Genomic DNA, 14,897 nt, shown 5'->3' with positions numbered 1-14,897 from the left:
GTTCGCGTGGCTGACCTCTCGCGGCCGACGGGACCGGTGATCCGGCCCCGTCGGCTGCGGCAGTCCGTGGCCATGCGCCGGCTCGTCGCCGAGACCCGGCTGGATCCGGCCGAGCTGGTGCTGCCCGTCTTCGTCCGTGAGGGCATCGACGAGCCGGTGGCCATCTCGGCGATGCCCGGCGTCGTGCAGCACACGCTGGATTCCCTGGTGGCTGCCGCCGTCGAGGCCGCTGAGGTCGGCATCGGTGGGATCATGCTGTTCGGGGTGCCGGCGACCAAGGACGCGATGGGTTCGGGCGCGGACGACCCCGAAGGCATCCTCAACGTCGCCCTCCGCGCCGTCGCCGATGCCGTCGGTGACCGGCTCGTGGTGATGGCCGACCTGTGCCTCGACGAGTTCACCGACCACGGCCACTGCGGGGTCCTCGACGCCGCCGGCCGGGTGGACAACGACGCCACGCTCGAACGGTATGCCGCGATGGGCCTCGCGCAGGCCCGCGCCGGCGCCCACGTGCTCGGGCTCTCGGGGATGATGGACGGCCAGGTCGCGTTCGTGCGCGCCGCGCTGGATGCCGAGGGCCTCATCGACACGGTGATCCTCGCGTATGCCGCGAAGTACACCTCCGGTCTCTACGGACCGTTCCGCGAGGCGGTCCAGTCCTCGCTGGTCGGTGACCGGGCGACCTACCAGCAGGACCCGGGCAACGCGACCGAGGCGCTGCGCGAGCTCGAGCTCGACATCGCGGAGGGCGCCGACATCGTCATGGTCAAGCCGGCGATGCCGCACCTCGACATCGTGGCGGCCGCGGCGGCCGTGTCGACGGTGCCGGTGGCGGCCTACCAGATCTCGGGGGAGTACTTGATGATCGAGGCGGCCTCGGCCAACGGCTGGATCGACCGGGACCGGGCGATGATGGAGTCGCTGCTGGGCATCCGGCGCGCCGGTGCCCAGATCATCCTGACCTACTACGCGATCGACGCCGCCCGCCTCCTGCGCCCTGACGCCGCGAACCCACGCGCCTGACCCAACCACGCGGCATACCCCCGCACGTGTTGCGCTGAGGTCGTCACTGACGGCGCGTTTGGGCGTCTCGTGACGATCTGTCGGCACCAAGTCGGGGCGGGGGCATGACAAAGGGGGCCGGTTCCCCCCGGAACCGGCCCCCTTGTCAGCTGTGGGAGATCAGCGCGTGCTCAGGTTCAGGCAGCAGCCTTGGTGAGCTGGATGTCCAGGTTGAGCTTGACCTTCTCGGAGACGAGCACGCCGCCACCCTCGAGGGCGACGTTCCAGCCCAGGTCCCAGTCCTTGCGGTTGATCTCGGTGGTGGCCTCGAAGCCGGCCTTCTCGTTGCCCCACGGGTCGGTGGCCAGACCGGTGAAGTCCAGGTCGAAGGTGACCGGCTTGGTGACACCCTTGATGGTCAGGTCGCCGACGAGCTCGTCAGCCGTGACCTTGGTCGAGGTGAAGCTCATGGTCGGGTTGGCCTCGGCGTCGAAGAAGTCGCCGGACTTGAGGTGGGTGTCGCGGTCGGCAGAGCCGGTGTCGACGGAGGCGATCTGGGCCACGGCGGTCACCTGCGAGTCGGTGATGTCGTCGCCGACCTTGACGGTGCCCTCGAACTCCTTGAACTGGCCGCGAACCTTCGTGACCATGAGGTGACGGGCGACGAAGCCGATCTCGCTGTGAGAGGCGTCGACGGTCCAGGTGCCGGCGGGGATGTCGTTGATGCTTGCCATGAGAATCTCCTGTAGGGGGGTCTGCGGCCGGGACGGTCCCATCCGCTTCATCTCTTCGAACGTAGCAGACTTCATTTATATTTCAACTAACCGTCCACCTGTCATACTTCCTGCTCATGAGCACCCCATCGGGTGAGCCGCAGTGGCTCAGCGACGACGAACAGCGGGCTTGGCGTGCCTACCTGCGGGGGAGTCGCCTCATCGAGGAGGCCCTCGACCGGGACCTGCAGTCGCACGGCGTCCAGCTCACCGAGTACGAGATCATCTCGATGCTGTCCGAGAGTCCGCGCCGCCGGCTGCGCATGTCGAGCCTCGCCGACCTTGTCGTGCAGTCCCGCAGCCGGCTCACCCACACGGCCAGCCGCCTCGAGAAGCGCGGCTGGGTCGTCCGTGAGTCCTGCCTGGACGACAAGCGGGGCGTGGAGCTGGTGCTGACCGACGCCGGGTGGCAGGCGGTCCAGGACATGGCCCGTGTGCACGTGGCGAGCGTCCGTCGCTCGGTGATCGACCCGGTGCCGGCCCCGCTGTTCAAGGCGCTGGGCGAGGCGATGGACGTGATCCGCGCCACCCTCGCGCCCGGCCAGGAGGGTGGCCACCCGGCCGTGGCCCGCGAGGCCCAGGAGCTCGAGTCCGACGCCCAGGCCGATGTCCGTCGGTCCCGCGTGTTCTGATCCACCCGAGATCAGCCGGGCATCGGCCCGGCATCCAAGCAGCATCCACCTGATATCCGGTCAGCCCGGACGCCCCGGCCGGGAGCACTCAGGTGCGGCTGGGACAATGACGCCATGACGGCATACCCCTTCGACGCACCGGCCTCGCAGGCACTCCTCGAGCGCGCCCTCGCGGTGACGCCCGGTGGCGTGAACTCGCCAGTCCGCGCGTTCCGTGCCGTGGGTGGGACGCCGCGCTTCATGGTCTCGGGGCACGGTCCCTACCTCACCGACGCCGACGGTCGCGAGTACGTCGACCTGGTCTGCTCGTGGGGGCCGATGATCCTCGGCCACGGGCACCCGGCGGTGCAGCAGGCGGTCGCCGCCGCAGCCGCCAAGGGCTTCTCGTTCGGCACGCCGTCGGAGAACGAGGTGGCCCTCGGCGAGGAGATCGTCCGCCGGGTCGCCCCGGTCGAGCAGGTGCGCCTCGTCTCCAGCGGCACCGAGGCGACGATGAGCGCCATCCGCCTGGCTCGCGGTTACACCGGTCGGTCGATCGTCGTGAAGTTCGCCGGCTGCTACCACGGTCACGTCGACTCCCTCCTGGCGCAGGCCGGCTCGGGTGTCGCCACCTTCGCGCTCCCTGACTCGGCCGGTGTCCCCAAGGAGATGGCGGCCGAGACGATCGTGCTGCCGTTCAACGACCTCGACGCGGTGGAGGCAGCCTTCGCCGAGCGTGGCAGCGAGATCGCCGCGCTGATCACCGAGGCGTCCCCCGGCAACATGGGCGTCGTCCCGCCGGCGCCGGGGTTCACCGAGGGCCTGCGCCGGATCACCGCCGCCCACGGCGCTCTGCTCATCTCCGACGAGGTGATGACCGGCTTCCGCTGCAGCGAGGCCGGCTGGTTCGGCCTCGAGGCCGGAGAGCAGGGGTATGCCGCCGGCGCACCCGACCTGTTCACCTTCGGCAAGGTCATGGGCGGCGGTTTTCCGGCAGCCGCCTTCGGCGGACGGGCCGACGTGATGGCGCTGCTCGCACCGGTCGGGCCGGTCTACCAGGCGGGCACCCTCTCGGGGAACCCCGTCGCGACCGCCGCCGGCCTGGCCACCCTCCAGCAGTGCACCCCAGACCTCTACGCCCGGCTCGGCGAGGTCGCCGACGCCCTGACCGCAGGGCTCGACGAGCACCTCTCTGCTGCTGGGGTCCCCCACGTGGTCCAGCGCGCGGGGAGCATGTTCAGCGTCTTCTTCCGGGACGGCCAGGTGCGCGACTACGACGAGGCCAGGGCCCAGCACGTCCCCGCGTTCGCCGCGTTCTTCCACTCGATGCTGAGCCAGGGCGTCTACCTGCCGCCGAGCGCCTTCGAGTCCTGGTTCGTCAGTGGTGCACACGACGACGTCGCCGTGGACCGGGTGCTCGCGGCGATCCCTGCCGCGGCGTCGGCCGCCGCTGAGGCGTTTGCGACAATCGACTCGTGACCAGCCCATCCGACCGCACCGTGGTGCACCTCATGCGCCATGGCGAGGTGCACAACCCTGAGGGCGTCCTCTACGGCCGGCTCGACGGCTACCACCTCTCCGACCTGGGTCACGAGATGGCGCGCACCGTCGCGGCCCACCTGGCCGACCACGACATCACCCACGTGGTCGCCTCTTCCCTGCTGCGTGCGCAGGAGACGGCGACGCCCGTCGCCGAGGCGCACGGCATGCCGATCCGCACCGATGACCGGGTCATCGAGGCGGGCAACTCCTTCGAGGGACAGCGCGTCGGCGAGATGAAGCCGCTGGACTTCATCCGGCCCGCGCACTGGTCCAAGCTGGTCAACCCGCTGCGCCCGTCGTGGGGTGAGGCGTACGCCGACATCGCCGAGCGGATGACCGCCGCGATCGCCGACGCCAGGTCCGCCGCGCGCGGGCACGAAGCCGTCATCGTCTCCCACCAGCTCCCCATCTGGACCGCCCGCAACGCCCTCCTGGGCAAGCGGCTGTGGCACGACCCGCGCAAGCGGGAGTGCCGGCTCGCCTCCTTGACGACCCTCACCTACGTGGGCGACGACCTCGAGTCGCTCACCTACTCCGAGCCGGCTGCGGTGCTGCTGGCCCAGTCCCATGGCGGCACCGGATGACAGTCCTTCGTATGCCGCGTGCGGCCGTGCTGCTCGCGGCGCCCCTGCTCGTGCTGTCGCTCTCCGGGTGCAGCGATGACCCGAACTCCATTGCAGCGCAGGCGAAGTCGGGCAACCAGCAGGGCTACATCTCGGGTGACGGCAACGTCGAGACGATCCCCGCCGCCGACCGCAAGAAGCCGGTTGCCCTGACCGGCACCACGCTGGACAAAAAGCAGTGGTCGTCGCAGGACGTGGTCGGCAAGGTCGCCGTGCTGAACCTCTGGGCGTCGTGGTGTCCTCCGTGCGAGACCGAGGCACCCGACCTCAAGAAGGCCGCTGAGGCGATCGCCGCCGCCAAGAAGCCGGTGGCCTTCATGGGCATCAACTACCGCGACAACCCGGACTCGGGTCGCTCGACTGCGGCGCGGTGGGGCATCCCGTTCCCGTCGCTCGACGACCCCGCCGGCACGACCATCCTCGCCCTGCAGGGGAAGGTCACCTCGCCGCCCACCACGCTGGTGCTGGACCGCACCGGACGGATCGCCGCCCGGGTCAGCGGACCGGTCACCGCATCGACGCTCAGCGGGCTGGTCGACGACGTCCTGGCCGAGCAGTAGAACGCGCTGTCGATGACTGCTGATGCGGCGAATGCTGTGACCTCTGGCGCCCTGCCGGTGGCGATGGCCGTTGCCCTGCTGGCCGGCCTTGTCTCGTTCGCGTCGCCGTGCGTGCTGCCGCTCGTGCCCGGGTTCCTCGGCTACGTCACCGGGCTGTCCGACGAGTCCCTGGAGGAGCGCAAACGGCACCGGATGGTGTTGGGAGCGTTGCTGTTCATCCTCGGCTTCACCGTGGTGTTCATGGTCACGACCGTGATCATCGCGGGGGTCGGCGCCACCCTCATCGAGCACCGCGAGGTCCTGATGCGCGTGGGCGGGGTGCTCGTCATCTTGATGGCGCTGGTCTTCATCGGAGCGGGTTCACAGCGCGAGCTCAAGCTGCACGCGCGTCCGGCGTCGGGTCTGGCCGGCGCCCCGCTCCTCGGAGCCGTCTTCGGCCTCGGCTGGGCTCCCTGCACCGGCCCGACCCTGGGGGCGGTGCAGGTGCTGGCCACCGCCACCGGCAACCAGTCGGCCGTGACCCGCGGCGTCGTCCTGGCCCTGCTCTACTCGCTCGGACTCGGCCTGCCGTTCCTGTTGATCGCAGCGGGCTACGAGCGCTTCGGGCGGGTGTCCGCGTTCCTGCGCAAGCGGCAACGCGGCATCCAGCTGTTTGGTGGTGCGCTGTTGTTCGTCGTCGGGCTGCTCCTGGTGACCGGACTCTGGGAGACACTCACCCGCCACATCCAGACCACGCTGGTCAGCGGATTCCGGACGGTGATCTGAGGTGAGCGACCCGATCACCCAGCCCCGGCTGGGACTCGTCGGCTGGCTGCGCTGGATGTGGCGGCAGCTCACCAGCATGCGCACCGCGCTGTTCCTCCTGCTGCTGCTGGCAGTGGGTGCGGTGCCGGGGTCGATCTGGCCGCAGCGCAGCATCGACGCGGCGCGGACGGCGACGTACATCGCGGACCACCCCAAGTCTGGGCCGTGGCTCGACCGGCTCGGGTTCTTCGAGGTGTACGCCTCTCCCTGGTTCGCCGCGATCTACCTGCTGCTGTTCGTCTCGCTCGTCGGCTGCGTCCTGCCGCGCAGCAAGGTGCACTGGAAGGCAATGCGCTCGAGCCCGCCGAAGGCACCGGCCAGGCCCGCCCGGCTGCCCGCGAACGGCACTTTCGAGGTGACGGCGGCTCCGGCAGCCGTCGTCGACGCAGCACGAGAGACGTTGCGCGGCAGTCGTTTCCGCACCGTTGCGCACGACGAGACCTCGGTCAGCGCAGAGAAGGGCTACCTCAAAGAGACCGGCAACCTCGTCTTCCACCTCTCGCTGATCTTCGTCATCATCGGGGTAGCGATCGGGCACCTGTACGGCTGGAAGGGCGACGTCATCGTCCCCGTGGGAAAGTCGTTCGCCAACACGCTGGCGAACTACGACACGTTCAGCCCCGGCCCGCTCGTGGACCCGGCCAGCCTGTCGCCGTTCGAGCTCAAGGTCGACCAGTTCGACGCCACCTTCGAGGAGAACGTCACCGGGCGTGGCCAGTTCGGCTCACCCCGCGACTTCACCGCGCACGTCACGACCAAGGCGACCCCGGATGCCCCTGCTCAGAAGGCGACGGTCAAGGTCAACCACCCCCTGGAGATGAAGGGGGCGGGGGTCTTCCTCCTCGGCAACGGCTACGCCCCGGTCATCACGGTCCGTGACGCCAAGGGTGCCAAGGTCTACAGCGGTGCGACGCCCTTCCTCGCGCGGGACAACAACTACACGTCCGTGGGCGTCGTCAAGGTACCCGGCGCGCAGCCGGAGCAGCTGGGCTTCTCGGGGCTGTTCCTGCCGACGGCCACCATCGGCAAGGACACCGGCCCCATCTCGGTCTTCCCGGATCTCAAGAAGCCGGCCCTCGCGCTGACCGTCTACGAGGGTGACCTCTTCCCCGGTGGGCGTCCCCAGTCGGTCTACCTCCTCGACACCGCCAAGATGACCCAGCTCCAGAACGCCAAGGGCGACCCCCTGCGGATCTGGCTCGAGCCGGGTCAGACCTACCAGCTGCCCGGGGGCAAGGGGAGCATCAGCTTCGACAGCGTCGCGCGGTTTGCCGGTCTGTCGATCCGGCACGACCCGGGCAAGTTCGTCACCCTCGCCGCTGCGCTGCTCGCGCTCTCGGGTCTGATCGCCTCGCTGGTGATCCGGCGGCGGCGGGTGTTCGTGCGGGTTTCCCCCGGCGCCGTCCCGGGTCGTACCGTGGTAACCGTCGGCGGCCTCGCCAAGGGCGACGACGACGGGCTCCAGGACGTGGTCGACCGGGTGGTCGCGGCGCTGGAGGCCAGGTTCACCGTCGATCCCGATGCGGGGACCGACCCCGACCCCGACCACGACCCGGACCCCGACCACGACCCGGCGCCTGAACCCGAGATGGACAGCAGATTGGACGCACGAGGATGACCAACGAGAGCCTGGCGGGCTACGCCAACCTCAGCCTCTACTCGGCGATGGCTGTCTTCACGATCGCCATGGTGTGCCACGCCATCTACCTCGCGGCCCTGCTGCCCGCCCGGGACCAGCTTCGCGGCCAGGCCGTGGACCGCGACAGCGAGCTGGTGACGGCAGGAGCCGGTGCCGGCAGTGGTGTCGGCGGCCCGCCCCTGCCCACGCGACCCACCGAGGGAGAGCTGTCCTCGCGGGCACGCACGGCCGCGGGCATTGCCGCCAGCACCACCTGGCTCGGTGGCTTCCTGCTCGTCCTGTCGGTGGCCCTGCGCGGGCTCGCCGTGCACCGCTGGCCGCTGGGCAACATGTTCGAGTTCGCCGTCATGGGCTCGATGTTCACCGTGCTGGCCTACTCGATCTGGTCGACGCGGCGCGACCTGCGCTGGCTCGGACTGTTCATCACCGGTCCGGTGCTGCTCGTGCTCGGGATGGCCGTGGCGGTCTGGTACACCGAGGCCTCCGAGCTGATGCCGTCGCTGCGCAGCTACTGGCTCGTCATCCACGTCACCGTCGCGACCCTCGCCACCGCCGTCTTCACCATCGGCGCCGCGCTGACCGCCGTCTACCTGCTCAAGGACGCCTTCGAGCGGTCCGGCCGGGCCAGCGTGCTGGACCGGTTCCCCGAGACCCCGGCCATCGAGCGCACCGCCTACAGCCTGCACATCGTGGCGTTCCCCCTCTGGACCTTCACCCTCATCGCCGGTGCGATCTGGGCGCGCCAGGCGTGGGCGTCCTACTGGAACTGGGACCCCAAGGAGGTCTGGACCTTCGTGATCTGGGTCGTCTACGCGGCATACCTGCACTCGCGGGCGACCAGCGGGATCAGCCGCCAGACCGCCAGCTTCATCGCGCTGGCCGGCTACGCGTGCATCATCGTCAACTTCGCCGTCGTGAACGTCTTCTTCGTCGGCCAGCACTCCTACTCGGGCCTGTAAGGACTCATCAAGACATGCTGCGGTACTCCGTCCTGCGCCTGCTCATCTTCTTCGGCGTCCTGTCACTGCTGTGGCTGCTCGGGCTGCGCGACCAGGACCAGCAGTGGATGCTGCTCGTCCTCAGTGCCCTGATCTCGATGGTGCTGTCCTTCTTCGTCCTCGCCCGGTTCCGCGAGGAGAGCACGCAGCGGATCGCCGAGCGGCTGGAGCAGCGCGCTGCGGCCAAGCAGGCCGGCGCGCCCGCCGTCAGCGGCGCCGACGAGGCGGCCGAGGACGCGGAGGACGACCGCGGCCCGGTCGAGTACCGCTGACCGCTCCGGTCAGCCAGCGCGTGCGTGGCTGATAGCGATGCCGATGGCCATCAGCACGGCATACGCGATCTCGAAGAGGCCGGTCGCCGCGAGCACCGGCACGAGGTCGCGTCCGGTGGCACCGGAGAGCAGTGACTTCAGCGGCCTGCCGACGATGGCGAAGGCGAGCAGGCCCAGGAGCGCCCACGGGAAGTCGCGGGCGACGGACACGAGGGCGACTGCGGCGATGACGAGCAGGACGACGTAGAAGACGCGGGTCCAGCGGTCACCCAGGCGCACGGCCAGGGTCATCTTGCCGCTCTCGCGGTCGGTAGGGATGTCGCGCAGGTTGTTGGCGACCAGGATCGCCGATGCGATCGCGCCCACGCCGACAGCGCACGCCACACCGGTCCAGGTGAGCCGGTGCGCCTGGGTGTAGAGCGTGCCGAGGGTGGCCATCAGGCCGAAGAAGACGAAGACGTAGAGCTCGCCGAGGCCGCGGTAGCCGTAGGGGTTGTCGCCACCGGTGTACTTCCACGCCGCGAGGACGGCCAGGGCGCCCAGCGGGATCATGATCCACGCCTCGCTGATGGCCACGAGGGCCAGCCCCACGAGGGCCGCAGCCCCGAAGAACGAGAAGGCCATCAGCTTGACGTTGGCAGGATCCGCGAGGTGCTGGCCGACCAGCCGGACCGGGCCGACCCGTTCGCCGTCGGTGCCGCGGATGCCGTCGGAGTAGTCGTTGGCGTAGTTGACCCCGACCTGCAGCCCCAGCGACACGAGGACGGCGAGGATGGCCAGGCCGAAGCTGGCCTTGTCGAGCGGGATCGCTGCGGCGGTGCCGGCGACGACGGGGGCGATGGCAGCGGGAAGGGTGCGCGGGCGCGCGCCGGCGATCCACTGGTTCAGGGTGGCCATTCGGGTGGTGTTCTCACTCGCGGTGGTGCGGGCAGGGTGGGTGGTGCGACGTGCTGCTGCTCAGAGCCTACGGAGGAAGTCCGGGTCGTCGTCGGGGCCACGCGGGGGCGGCGGCCGGTGAGATGGCCCACGCCCGGTCGGTCCGCGACCGGCGGTTCCCCGCTGCGGCCGTCCGGCGATGAACCACGCGATCGAGCCCACGATGGGGAACAGCAGGATCAGCAGCAGCCACAGGAGCTTGGGCAGTCCTCTGACCTGGGCGTCGTCGGTCTGGATGCAGTCGACGACGGCGTAGACGGTCACCGCGATCGTCAGCAGCCACGGGAGCAGCCGGATCATCGCCCCATCGTGTCACGCGCCGTCGGCGAAGAGTGCGGCGACCGCCGAGCGGTCCGGCTTGCCCGGTCCGCGCAGGGGCAGCGCGGGCAGCACCAGCAGCCGTCGTGGCAGCGCATGCGCCGGCAGTATGCCGCGCAGCAGGTCGCGCAGCTCGCGCAGCGTGGGTGCCGCGGGGCCTGCGGCGGGGGCCGCTGGGTCGACGGCTGGGTCGACGGCTCGGTCGGTGGCCCGGTCGGCGGGGGCCAGGACGACTGCGGCGCTGACGGCCTGGCCCCAGTGCTCGTCGGGAGTAGCGACCACGACGGCCTCGGCGATACCGGGAAGGGCGGCCAGGGCGTCCTCGACGAGCCGCGGCGCGACCTTCAGGCCACCCGTCGTGATGAGGTCGTCGAGGCGCCCGTCGACGTGCCAGCGTCCGTCATCGTCGAGGTGGCCCACGTCGTCGGTGCGGAACCACCGGCGCCCGTCCTCGTCGGTGCGAAAAGCCGCGGCGGTCAGGTCGGCGCGCCCGAGGTAGCCCGTGGCGAGGGTGGCGCCGGCCAGGTGGATCCGTCCGTCACCATCGACGCGGATCTGCGTGTCGGAGAGCGGGACGCCGTCATAGACGCAGCCGCCGCACGTCTCGCTCATGCCGTAGGTGGTGACGACGCTGACCCCCGCTGCACGGGCGCGGTCCAGCAGCGCCGGCGGGCTGGCGGCGCCGCCGACGAGCACGGCGTCGAAGCCGGCGAGGGCCGTCGTGGCGCGCTCGTCGTCGAGCAGGCGGGCCAGCTGGGTGGGAACGAGGGCCGTGTAACGACGGTCCCCGTGGAAGGTCGTGGACGCCGCGACGAAGGTGTCCGCGGTGAAGCCCTCCGAGAGGTCCACGAAGCCGGGCTCGGTGCCGGCGGAGAGGCACCGCAACAACACCTGGACGCCGGCGATGTGGTGGGGAGGCATCGCGAGCAACCAGGATCCGGGTCCGCCCAGCCGATCGTGCGTGGCCGTCGCGCTCGCGGCGAGCGCTGAGGCCGAGAGCATCGCGAGCTTGGGGGTGCCGGTCGAGCCGGACGTCCCGACCACCAGGGCGGTCCCGTCCGGGACCGCAGCCTCGGGATCCGCAGCGTCGGAAACCGCAGCCTCGGGAACCGAGGCGTCGGCGACGTCCGGCGGCTGTCCGCCCGCGGCATACGGGAGGACGGCGAACTCGCCGTCGAGGGCCTGGCGGAGCGCTGGCAGCACTGCCACTGCACCGGGACCGGCGGGGATGGCCAGCGGTCGCAGCGACGTCACGCGGTCAGGTTAGCCGTCGGGTGGACGGGCCCGTCCTGCGGCGGGACCATGGACCGACAGGAGGTGCCATGGACGCCGACTTCGCGGCCTACATCGAACGCGTGCGCGCCCATCGCGGTGAGCTGCGCGACTCGGTCGCAGCCGTGGACGACGCCCTTGCCTCGCCGATCGCGCGCGGCGGCGCCTGGCGCGAGCGGGTGCGGGCCGCGCTGGCCGAGCTGTCGCACGACTTCCAGGACCACGTCACGCTGACCGAACGACCTGGCGGGATCTACGACGGGGTGCGGCACGGGGCGCCGCGGCTGATCGCGGCGGTGGACCGGTTGACCGGCGAGCACGCGAGCTATGCGGACGCCATCGGCGGCTACCTCGCCGTCCTGGAGCACGGCGGCACCATCGCCGACCTGCCTGCCTTCCGCGAGGAGGTCACCACCCTGATGGGGCAGCTGGTGCGACACCGGCAGGCGGGGGCCGACCTGGTCTACGAGGCCTACGAGGTCGATCTCGGCGGCTCCGGCTGACCGGCGCTGCGATGTCGGCATGAGGCAGGGTGGCTGCCCATGACCTGGACCGTGCCCGAGCCGTTCGTCGCGAGCCGTGGCGACGGGCAGCTGCAGTGGGCCCGATCGCTGGGCTCGGTCGCTGCAGGGCTGGCGAGGGACTGGTCCCTCGAACCAGCGGGTGAACCGATGTGGGGCTACGTCTCGGTGGTCTGGCCGGTGCGTGGGCCGGCTGGGGAGCCGTGGGTCCTCAAGCTCAGCGAGGACGACCCCCGCATGCGCGCTGAAGGACTCGTCCTGCGTGCCTGGCAGGGCCCGGGTGTCGTCGAGCTCGTGCGGCACGTCCCCGGGACGGGAGCCCCCCTTCTCGAGGCTCTGGACCCCGGTCGCGACCTCGAGGGCGAGGCTGACGTCGACGCCGCGACCGAGGTGATCGGCGGCTTCATCGGCGGCTTCGCGCAGGTGCAGGCTCCCGATGGGGTGCCGAGCATGGCCGACGAGCTCCGGCGAATCAGGAGCCACGTCCGCGCTCGGCGCGACCTGTCCGTGGAGGGGCTCACCCGCCGGGACTTCGACCTCGCGCTGGACACGTTGTCCTCGGTGGCCGCGCACATCGAGGCCAACGGGCCGTGGCCGGCCGTGCACGGTGACCTGCACTACTGCAACGTGCTGCACACCCGCCCGGAAGCGGCCGACTCAGGGGATGCCGGCTGGCGGGTGATCGACCCGCTGCCGTCGGCGGGCCCGGCCGAGCTCGACGTCATCGCGCCGCTGCGCAACCGCTGGCAGGACGCCCTCGCGACGGGCGACCCGGAGCGCGCTCTGGGTCGCCGGCTGGACCAGCTCGTCGCCGCGGCGGGGCTCGACCGCGCGCTCGCGCGCGCCCTGTGTCAGGCCGTCGCCGTCGACAACGTCTCCTGGATCCTGCTCGAGAACCCCACCAGGCAGGACCAGTTCCTCGACCCCTACCGTGTGATGGCGGCCTGGCACTGACGCCGCAACCGAAGGCGTTCGGTCAGAAGTACCAGGGGAAGGGGGACCAGTCGGGGTCGCGCTTCTCGAGGAACTGGTCGCGCCCCTCCACGGCCTCGTCGGTCATGTACGCCAGCCGGGTCGCCTCACCGGCAAAGACCTGTTGGCCCATTAGCCCGTCGTCGAGCAGGTTGAACGCGAACTTCAGCATCCGCTGCGCCTGCGGGCTCTTGCCCATGATCTCCCGGGCCACCTGGAGAGCGTCCGACTCGAGCTCGGCGTGCGCGCTGACGAGGTTGACCGCGCCCATCCGGTGCATGTCGTCCGCGGTGTAGGTGCGGCCGAGGAAGAAGATCTCGCGGGCGAACTTCTGGCCGACCATCTTGGCGAGGTAGGCCGAGCCGTAGCCGCCGTCGAACGAGCCCACGTCGGCATCGGTCTGCTTGAACCGCGCGTGCTCCCGGCTGGCCATGGTCAGGTCGCAGACGACGTGCAGCGAGTGCCCGCCGCCGGCCGCCCAGCCGTTGACCAGGGCAATGACGACCTTGGGCATGGTGCGGATGAGGCGCTGCACCTCGAGGATGTGCAGCCGCCCACCTTCGGCCTTGACCCGCCGCTCGTCGACCGTCTCGGCGGTGTCGCCTTGCGCGTACTGGTAGCCCGACCGCCCACGGATCCGCTGGTCGCCGCCGGAGCAGAACCCCCACTGCCCCTCGCTGCCCGTCCCGTCCGGCCCCGGACCGTTGCCGGTCAGGAAGACGACGCCGACGTCGGGCGTCCGACGCGCGTGGTCGAGAGCCTGGTAGAGCTCGTCGACCGTGTGCGGCCGGAACGCGTTCAGCACCTCGGGCCGGTCGAACGCGATCCGCACGGCCCCGACCTCGCGCGCCCGGTGGTAGGTGATGTCGGTGAACTCGAACCCGTCCACCGCGTCCCACGCATCCGGGTCGAACGTCTGGCTCACCACAGGCTGCTCGCTCACCTGCGCGAGCCTAGCCGCGCGCACGGCGAGGTATGCCGCGTGGTCGCCCCCGCGGCATACCCCACCGCTTGTGGATGGGACGGGCTGCGCGGTGGCCGGCGTCAGCGGGAGGTCATAGCGTCGAGCCATGGCACTTCGCTGGTACACCGTGGTCATCGACTGTCACGGCATCGCCGCCCAGGCGCGCTGGTGGGCGCAGACCCTGGACTTCCAGATCGTCTACGAGGACGAGCACGAGGTCGCGGTGATCCCGAAGCACATGAGCGAGGACGTGATCGAGGACGGCGCGACCTGGCTGCGGCAGGCCCAGGGACTGGTCTTCGTGCCGGTCCCCGAGGGCAAGACGGTCAAGAACCGGCTGCACATCGACCTCGCGCCGCACACCAGCCAGGACCGCGACGCCGAGATTGCGGCGCTCCTCGAGCGGGGCGCGACCCTGGCGGCCGTCGGGCAGGGCGACGACGTCACCTGGACGGTCCTGGCCGACCCCGAGGGCAACGAGTTCTGCGTGCTGTCCAGCCGCGACCGCTAGGCGGCGAGCGCTGCCTCGAGGTCCTTGGCGATGTCCTCGGGCTTGGTGGTCGAGCCGTAGCGCTTGATGACCTTGCCGTCGCGGCCGACGAGGAACTTGGTGAAGTTCCACTTGATCTTGCCGCCCAGCAGGCCGCTCTTCTCCGACCTTAGCCAGTCGAAGACCGGGTGGGCGTCGTCGCCGTTCACATCGACCTTGGCGAACATCGGGAAGGTCACCCCGTAGTTGCGCTGGCAGAACTCACCGATCTGGGCCTCGTCACCGGGCTCCTGGCCACCGAACTGGTTGCACGGGAAGCCGAGCACGACCAGGCCCTTGTCCTCGTACTCGTCGTAGAGCTTCTCCAGGCCCTCGAGCTGGGGCGTGAAGCCGCACTCGCTGGCGGTGTTGACGACGAGGGCGACCTTGCCGTCATACGCGGACAGCGGCTGCTCCTCACCGGTGAGGGTGGTGGCGGTGAAGTCGGAGAGAGTCGGCACTGGGGCGCCTTTCGTGGGGTGGTGGGGCCTTGGACAAGTATGCGCAGTTCGGGGGAACCGTGTGGTTCGGGGGCGACTGGCCGGGTCTGGGCCCATTTCG

At 70.5% G+C, this 14,897-nt stretch carries 18 protein-coding genes; 12 read left to right on the top strand and 6 right to left on the bottom strand.

What is annotated here, in order from left to right; all coding sequences use genetic code 11:
- Positions 1–6 precede the first annotated feature (6 nt).
- Positions 7–1,023, top strand: coding sequence for a porphobilinogen synthase (hemB, locus tag EAH86_RS14590; protein WP_140742042.1), 1,017 nt, complete (start codon positions 7–9; stop codon positions 1,021–1,023).
- Between the two features lie 176 nt (positions 1,024–1,199).
- On the opposite strand, the gene EAH86_RS14585 is transcribed toward hemB, so the two are convergent.
- The gene (locus tag EAH86_RS14585; RefSeq protein ID WP_140742040.1) at positions 1,200–1,736 is read right to left on the bottom strand and encodes a YceI family protein; all 537 of its coding nucleotides are present in this window, start codon (positions 1,734–1,736) and stop codon (positions 1,200–1,202) included.
- Positions 1,737–1,852: 116 nt separating this feature from the next.
- On the opposite strand from EAH86_RS14585, the gene EAH86_RS14580 reads away from it, so the two are divergent.
- From EAH86_RS14580 to EAH86_RS14545, 8 genes are all read left to right on the top strand, one after another.
- The gene (locus tag EAH86_RS14580; RefSeq protein WP_140742038.1) at positions 1,853–2,407 is read left to right on the top strand and encodes a MarR family winged helix-turn-helix transcriptional regulator; all 555 of its coding nucleotides are present in this window, start codon (positions 1,853–1,855) and stop codon (positions 2,405–2,407) included.
- A 114-nt stretch (positions 2,408–2,521) separates the two neighbouring features.
- Positions 2,522–3,865, top strand: coding sequence for a glutamate-1-semialdehyde 2,1-aminomutase (gene hemL, locus EAH86_RS14575; protein WP_140742036.1), 1,344 nt, complete (start codon positions 2,522–2,524; stop codon positions 3,863–3,865).
- A 32-nt stretch (positions 3,866–3,897) separates the two neighbouring features.
- The gene (locus EAH86_RS14570; protein WP_140742674.1) at positions 3,898–4,512 is read left to right on the top strand and encodes a histidine phosphatase family protein; all 615 of its coding nucleotides are present in this window, start codon (positions 3,898–3,900) and stop codon (positions 4,510–4,512) included.
- Positions 4,509–5,111, top strand: coding sequence for a TlpA family protein disulfide reductase (locus tag EAH86_RS14565; RefSeq protein ID WP_140742034.1), 603 nt, complete (start codon positions 4,509–4,511; stop codon positions 5,109–5,111). The genes EAH86_RS14570 and EAH86_RS14565 overlap by 4 nt, the downstream gene beginning before the upstream one ends.
- Before the next feature lie 12 nt (positions 5,112–5,123).
- Entirely contained in the window at positions 5,124–5,876 is a 753-nt protein-coding gene (locus EAH86_RS14560) for a cytochrome c biogenesis CcdA family protein (RefSeq protein WP_140742032.1), read from the top strand.
- Between the two features lies 1 nt (position 5,877).
- Positions 5,878–7,533, top strand: a complete 1,656-nt coding sequence (gene resB / locus EAH86_RS14555) for a cytochrome c biogenesis protein ResB (RefSeq protein WP_338325252.1) — start codon at positions 5,878–5,880, stop codon at positions 7,531–7,533.
- Positions 7,530–8,513, top strand: coding sequence for a c-type cytochrome biogenesis protein CcsB (ccsB, locus tag EAH86_RS14550; RefSeq protein ID WP_140742030.1), 984 nt, complete (start codon positions 7,530–7,532; stop codon positions 8,511–8,513). Before resB ends, ccsB begins: the two co-directional genes overlap by 4 nt.
- 14 nt (positions 8,514–8,527) lie before the next feature.
- Positions 8,528–8,824, top strand: coding sequence for a DUF4229 domain-containing protein (locus EAH86_RS14545; RefSeq protein WP_140742028.1), 297 nt, complete (start codon positions 8,528–8,530; stop codon positions 8,822–8,824).
- 9 nt (positions 8,825–8,833) lie between these two features.
- Here the strand turns inward: EAH86_RS14545 and EAH86_RS14540 are convergent, their stop codons facing one another.
- Genes EAH86_RS14540 through menE form a run of 3 tightly spaced genes read right to left on the bottom strand, consistent with a single transcriptional unit; the run spans position 8,834 to position 11,332 of the window.
- A complete protein-coding gene (locus tag EAH86_RS14540) occupies positions 8,834–9,721 on the bottom strand; it encodes a 1,4-dihydroxy-2-naphthoate polyprenyltransferase (protein ID WP_140742026.1) in 888 nt (295 codons plus the stop codon).
- Positions 9,722–9,781: 60 nt separating this feature from the next.
- Complete coding sequence (locus EAH86_RS14535; RefSeq protein ID WP_140742024.1) at positions 9,782–10,060, bottom strand: PLDc N-terminal domain-containing protein; 279 nt, start codon at positions 10,058–10,060, stop codon at positions 9,782–9,784.
- Positions 10,061–10,072: 12 nt separating this feature from the next.
- Complete coding sequence (gene menE, locus EAH86_RS14530) at positions 10,073–11,332, bottom strand: o-succinylbenzoate--CoA ligase (protein WP_140742022.1); 1,260 nt, start codon at positions 11,330–11,332, stop codon at positions 10,073–10,075.
- A gap of 68 nt (positions 11,333–11,400) precedes the next feature.
- Between menE and EAH86_RS14525 the strand changes: the two genes are divergently transcribed.
- Together EAH86_RS14525 and EAH86_RS14520 are read left to right on the top strand one after the other, a co-directional pair.
- Entirely contained in the window at positions 11,401–11,853 is a 453-nt protein-coding gene (locus tag EAH86_RS14525; RefSeq protein ID WP_140742020.1) for a hemerythrin domain-containing protein, read from the top strand.
- Between the two features lie 39 nt (positions 11,854–11,892).
- Positions 11,893–12,825: an aminoglycoside phosphotransferase family protein gene (locus EAH86_RS14520; protein ID WP_140742018.1), complete on the top strand. Its 933-nt coding sequence runs from the start codon at positions 11,893–11,895 to the stop codon at positions 12,823–12,825.
- Positions 12,826–12,847: 22 nt separating this feature from the next.
- Here EAH86_RS14520 and EAH86_RS14515 read toward each other — a convergent pair whose 3' ends face one another.
- Positions 12,848–13,786 (bottom strand): 1,4-dihydroxy-2-naphthoyl-CoA synthase, encoded by a 939-nt coding sequence (locus EAH86_RS14515; RefSeq protein WP_140742671.1) that lies wholly within the window; start codon positions 13,784–13,786, stop codon positions 12,848–12,850.
- Between the two features lie 127 nt (positions 13,787–13,913).
- Here EAH86_RS14515 and EAH86_RS14510 point away from each other — a divergent pair, with 127 nt between their 5' ends.
- Positions 13,914–14,318: a VOC family protein gene (locus EAH86_RS14510; protein WP_140742016.1), complete on the top strand. Its 405-nt coding sequence runs from the start codon at positions 13,914–13,916 to the stop codon at positions 14,316–14,318.
- Here EAH86_RS14510 and EAH86_RS14505 read toward each other — a convergent pair.
- Complete coding sequence (locus EAH86_RS14505; RefSeq protein WP_241668384.1) at positions 14,315–14,797, bottom strand: glutathione peroxidase; 483 nt, start codon at positions 14,795–14,797, stop codon at positions 14,315–14,317. The two genes, EAH86_RS14510 and EAH86_RS14505, sit on opposite strands and share 4 nt — an antisense overlap.
- Between the last annotated feature and the right edge of the window lie 100 nt (positions 14,798–14,897).

It is taken from the genome of Pedococcus bigeumensis, from assembly GCF_006438965.1.
Classification (GTDB): domain Bacteria; phylum Actinomycetota; class Actinomycetes; order Actinomycetales; family Dermatophilaceae; genus Pedococcus; species Pedococcus bigeumensis_A.
Note: the sequence above shows the minus strand (reverse complement) of the source record. Positions and strands in the feature narration are given on the sequence as shown.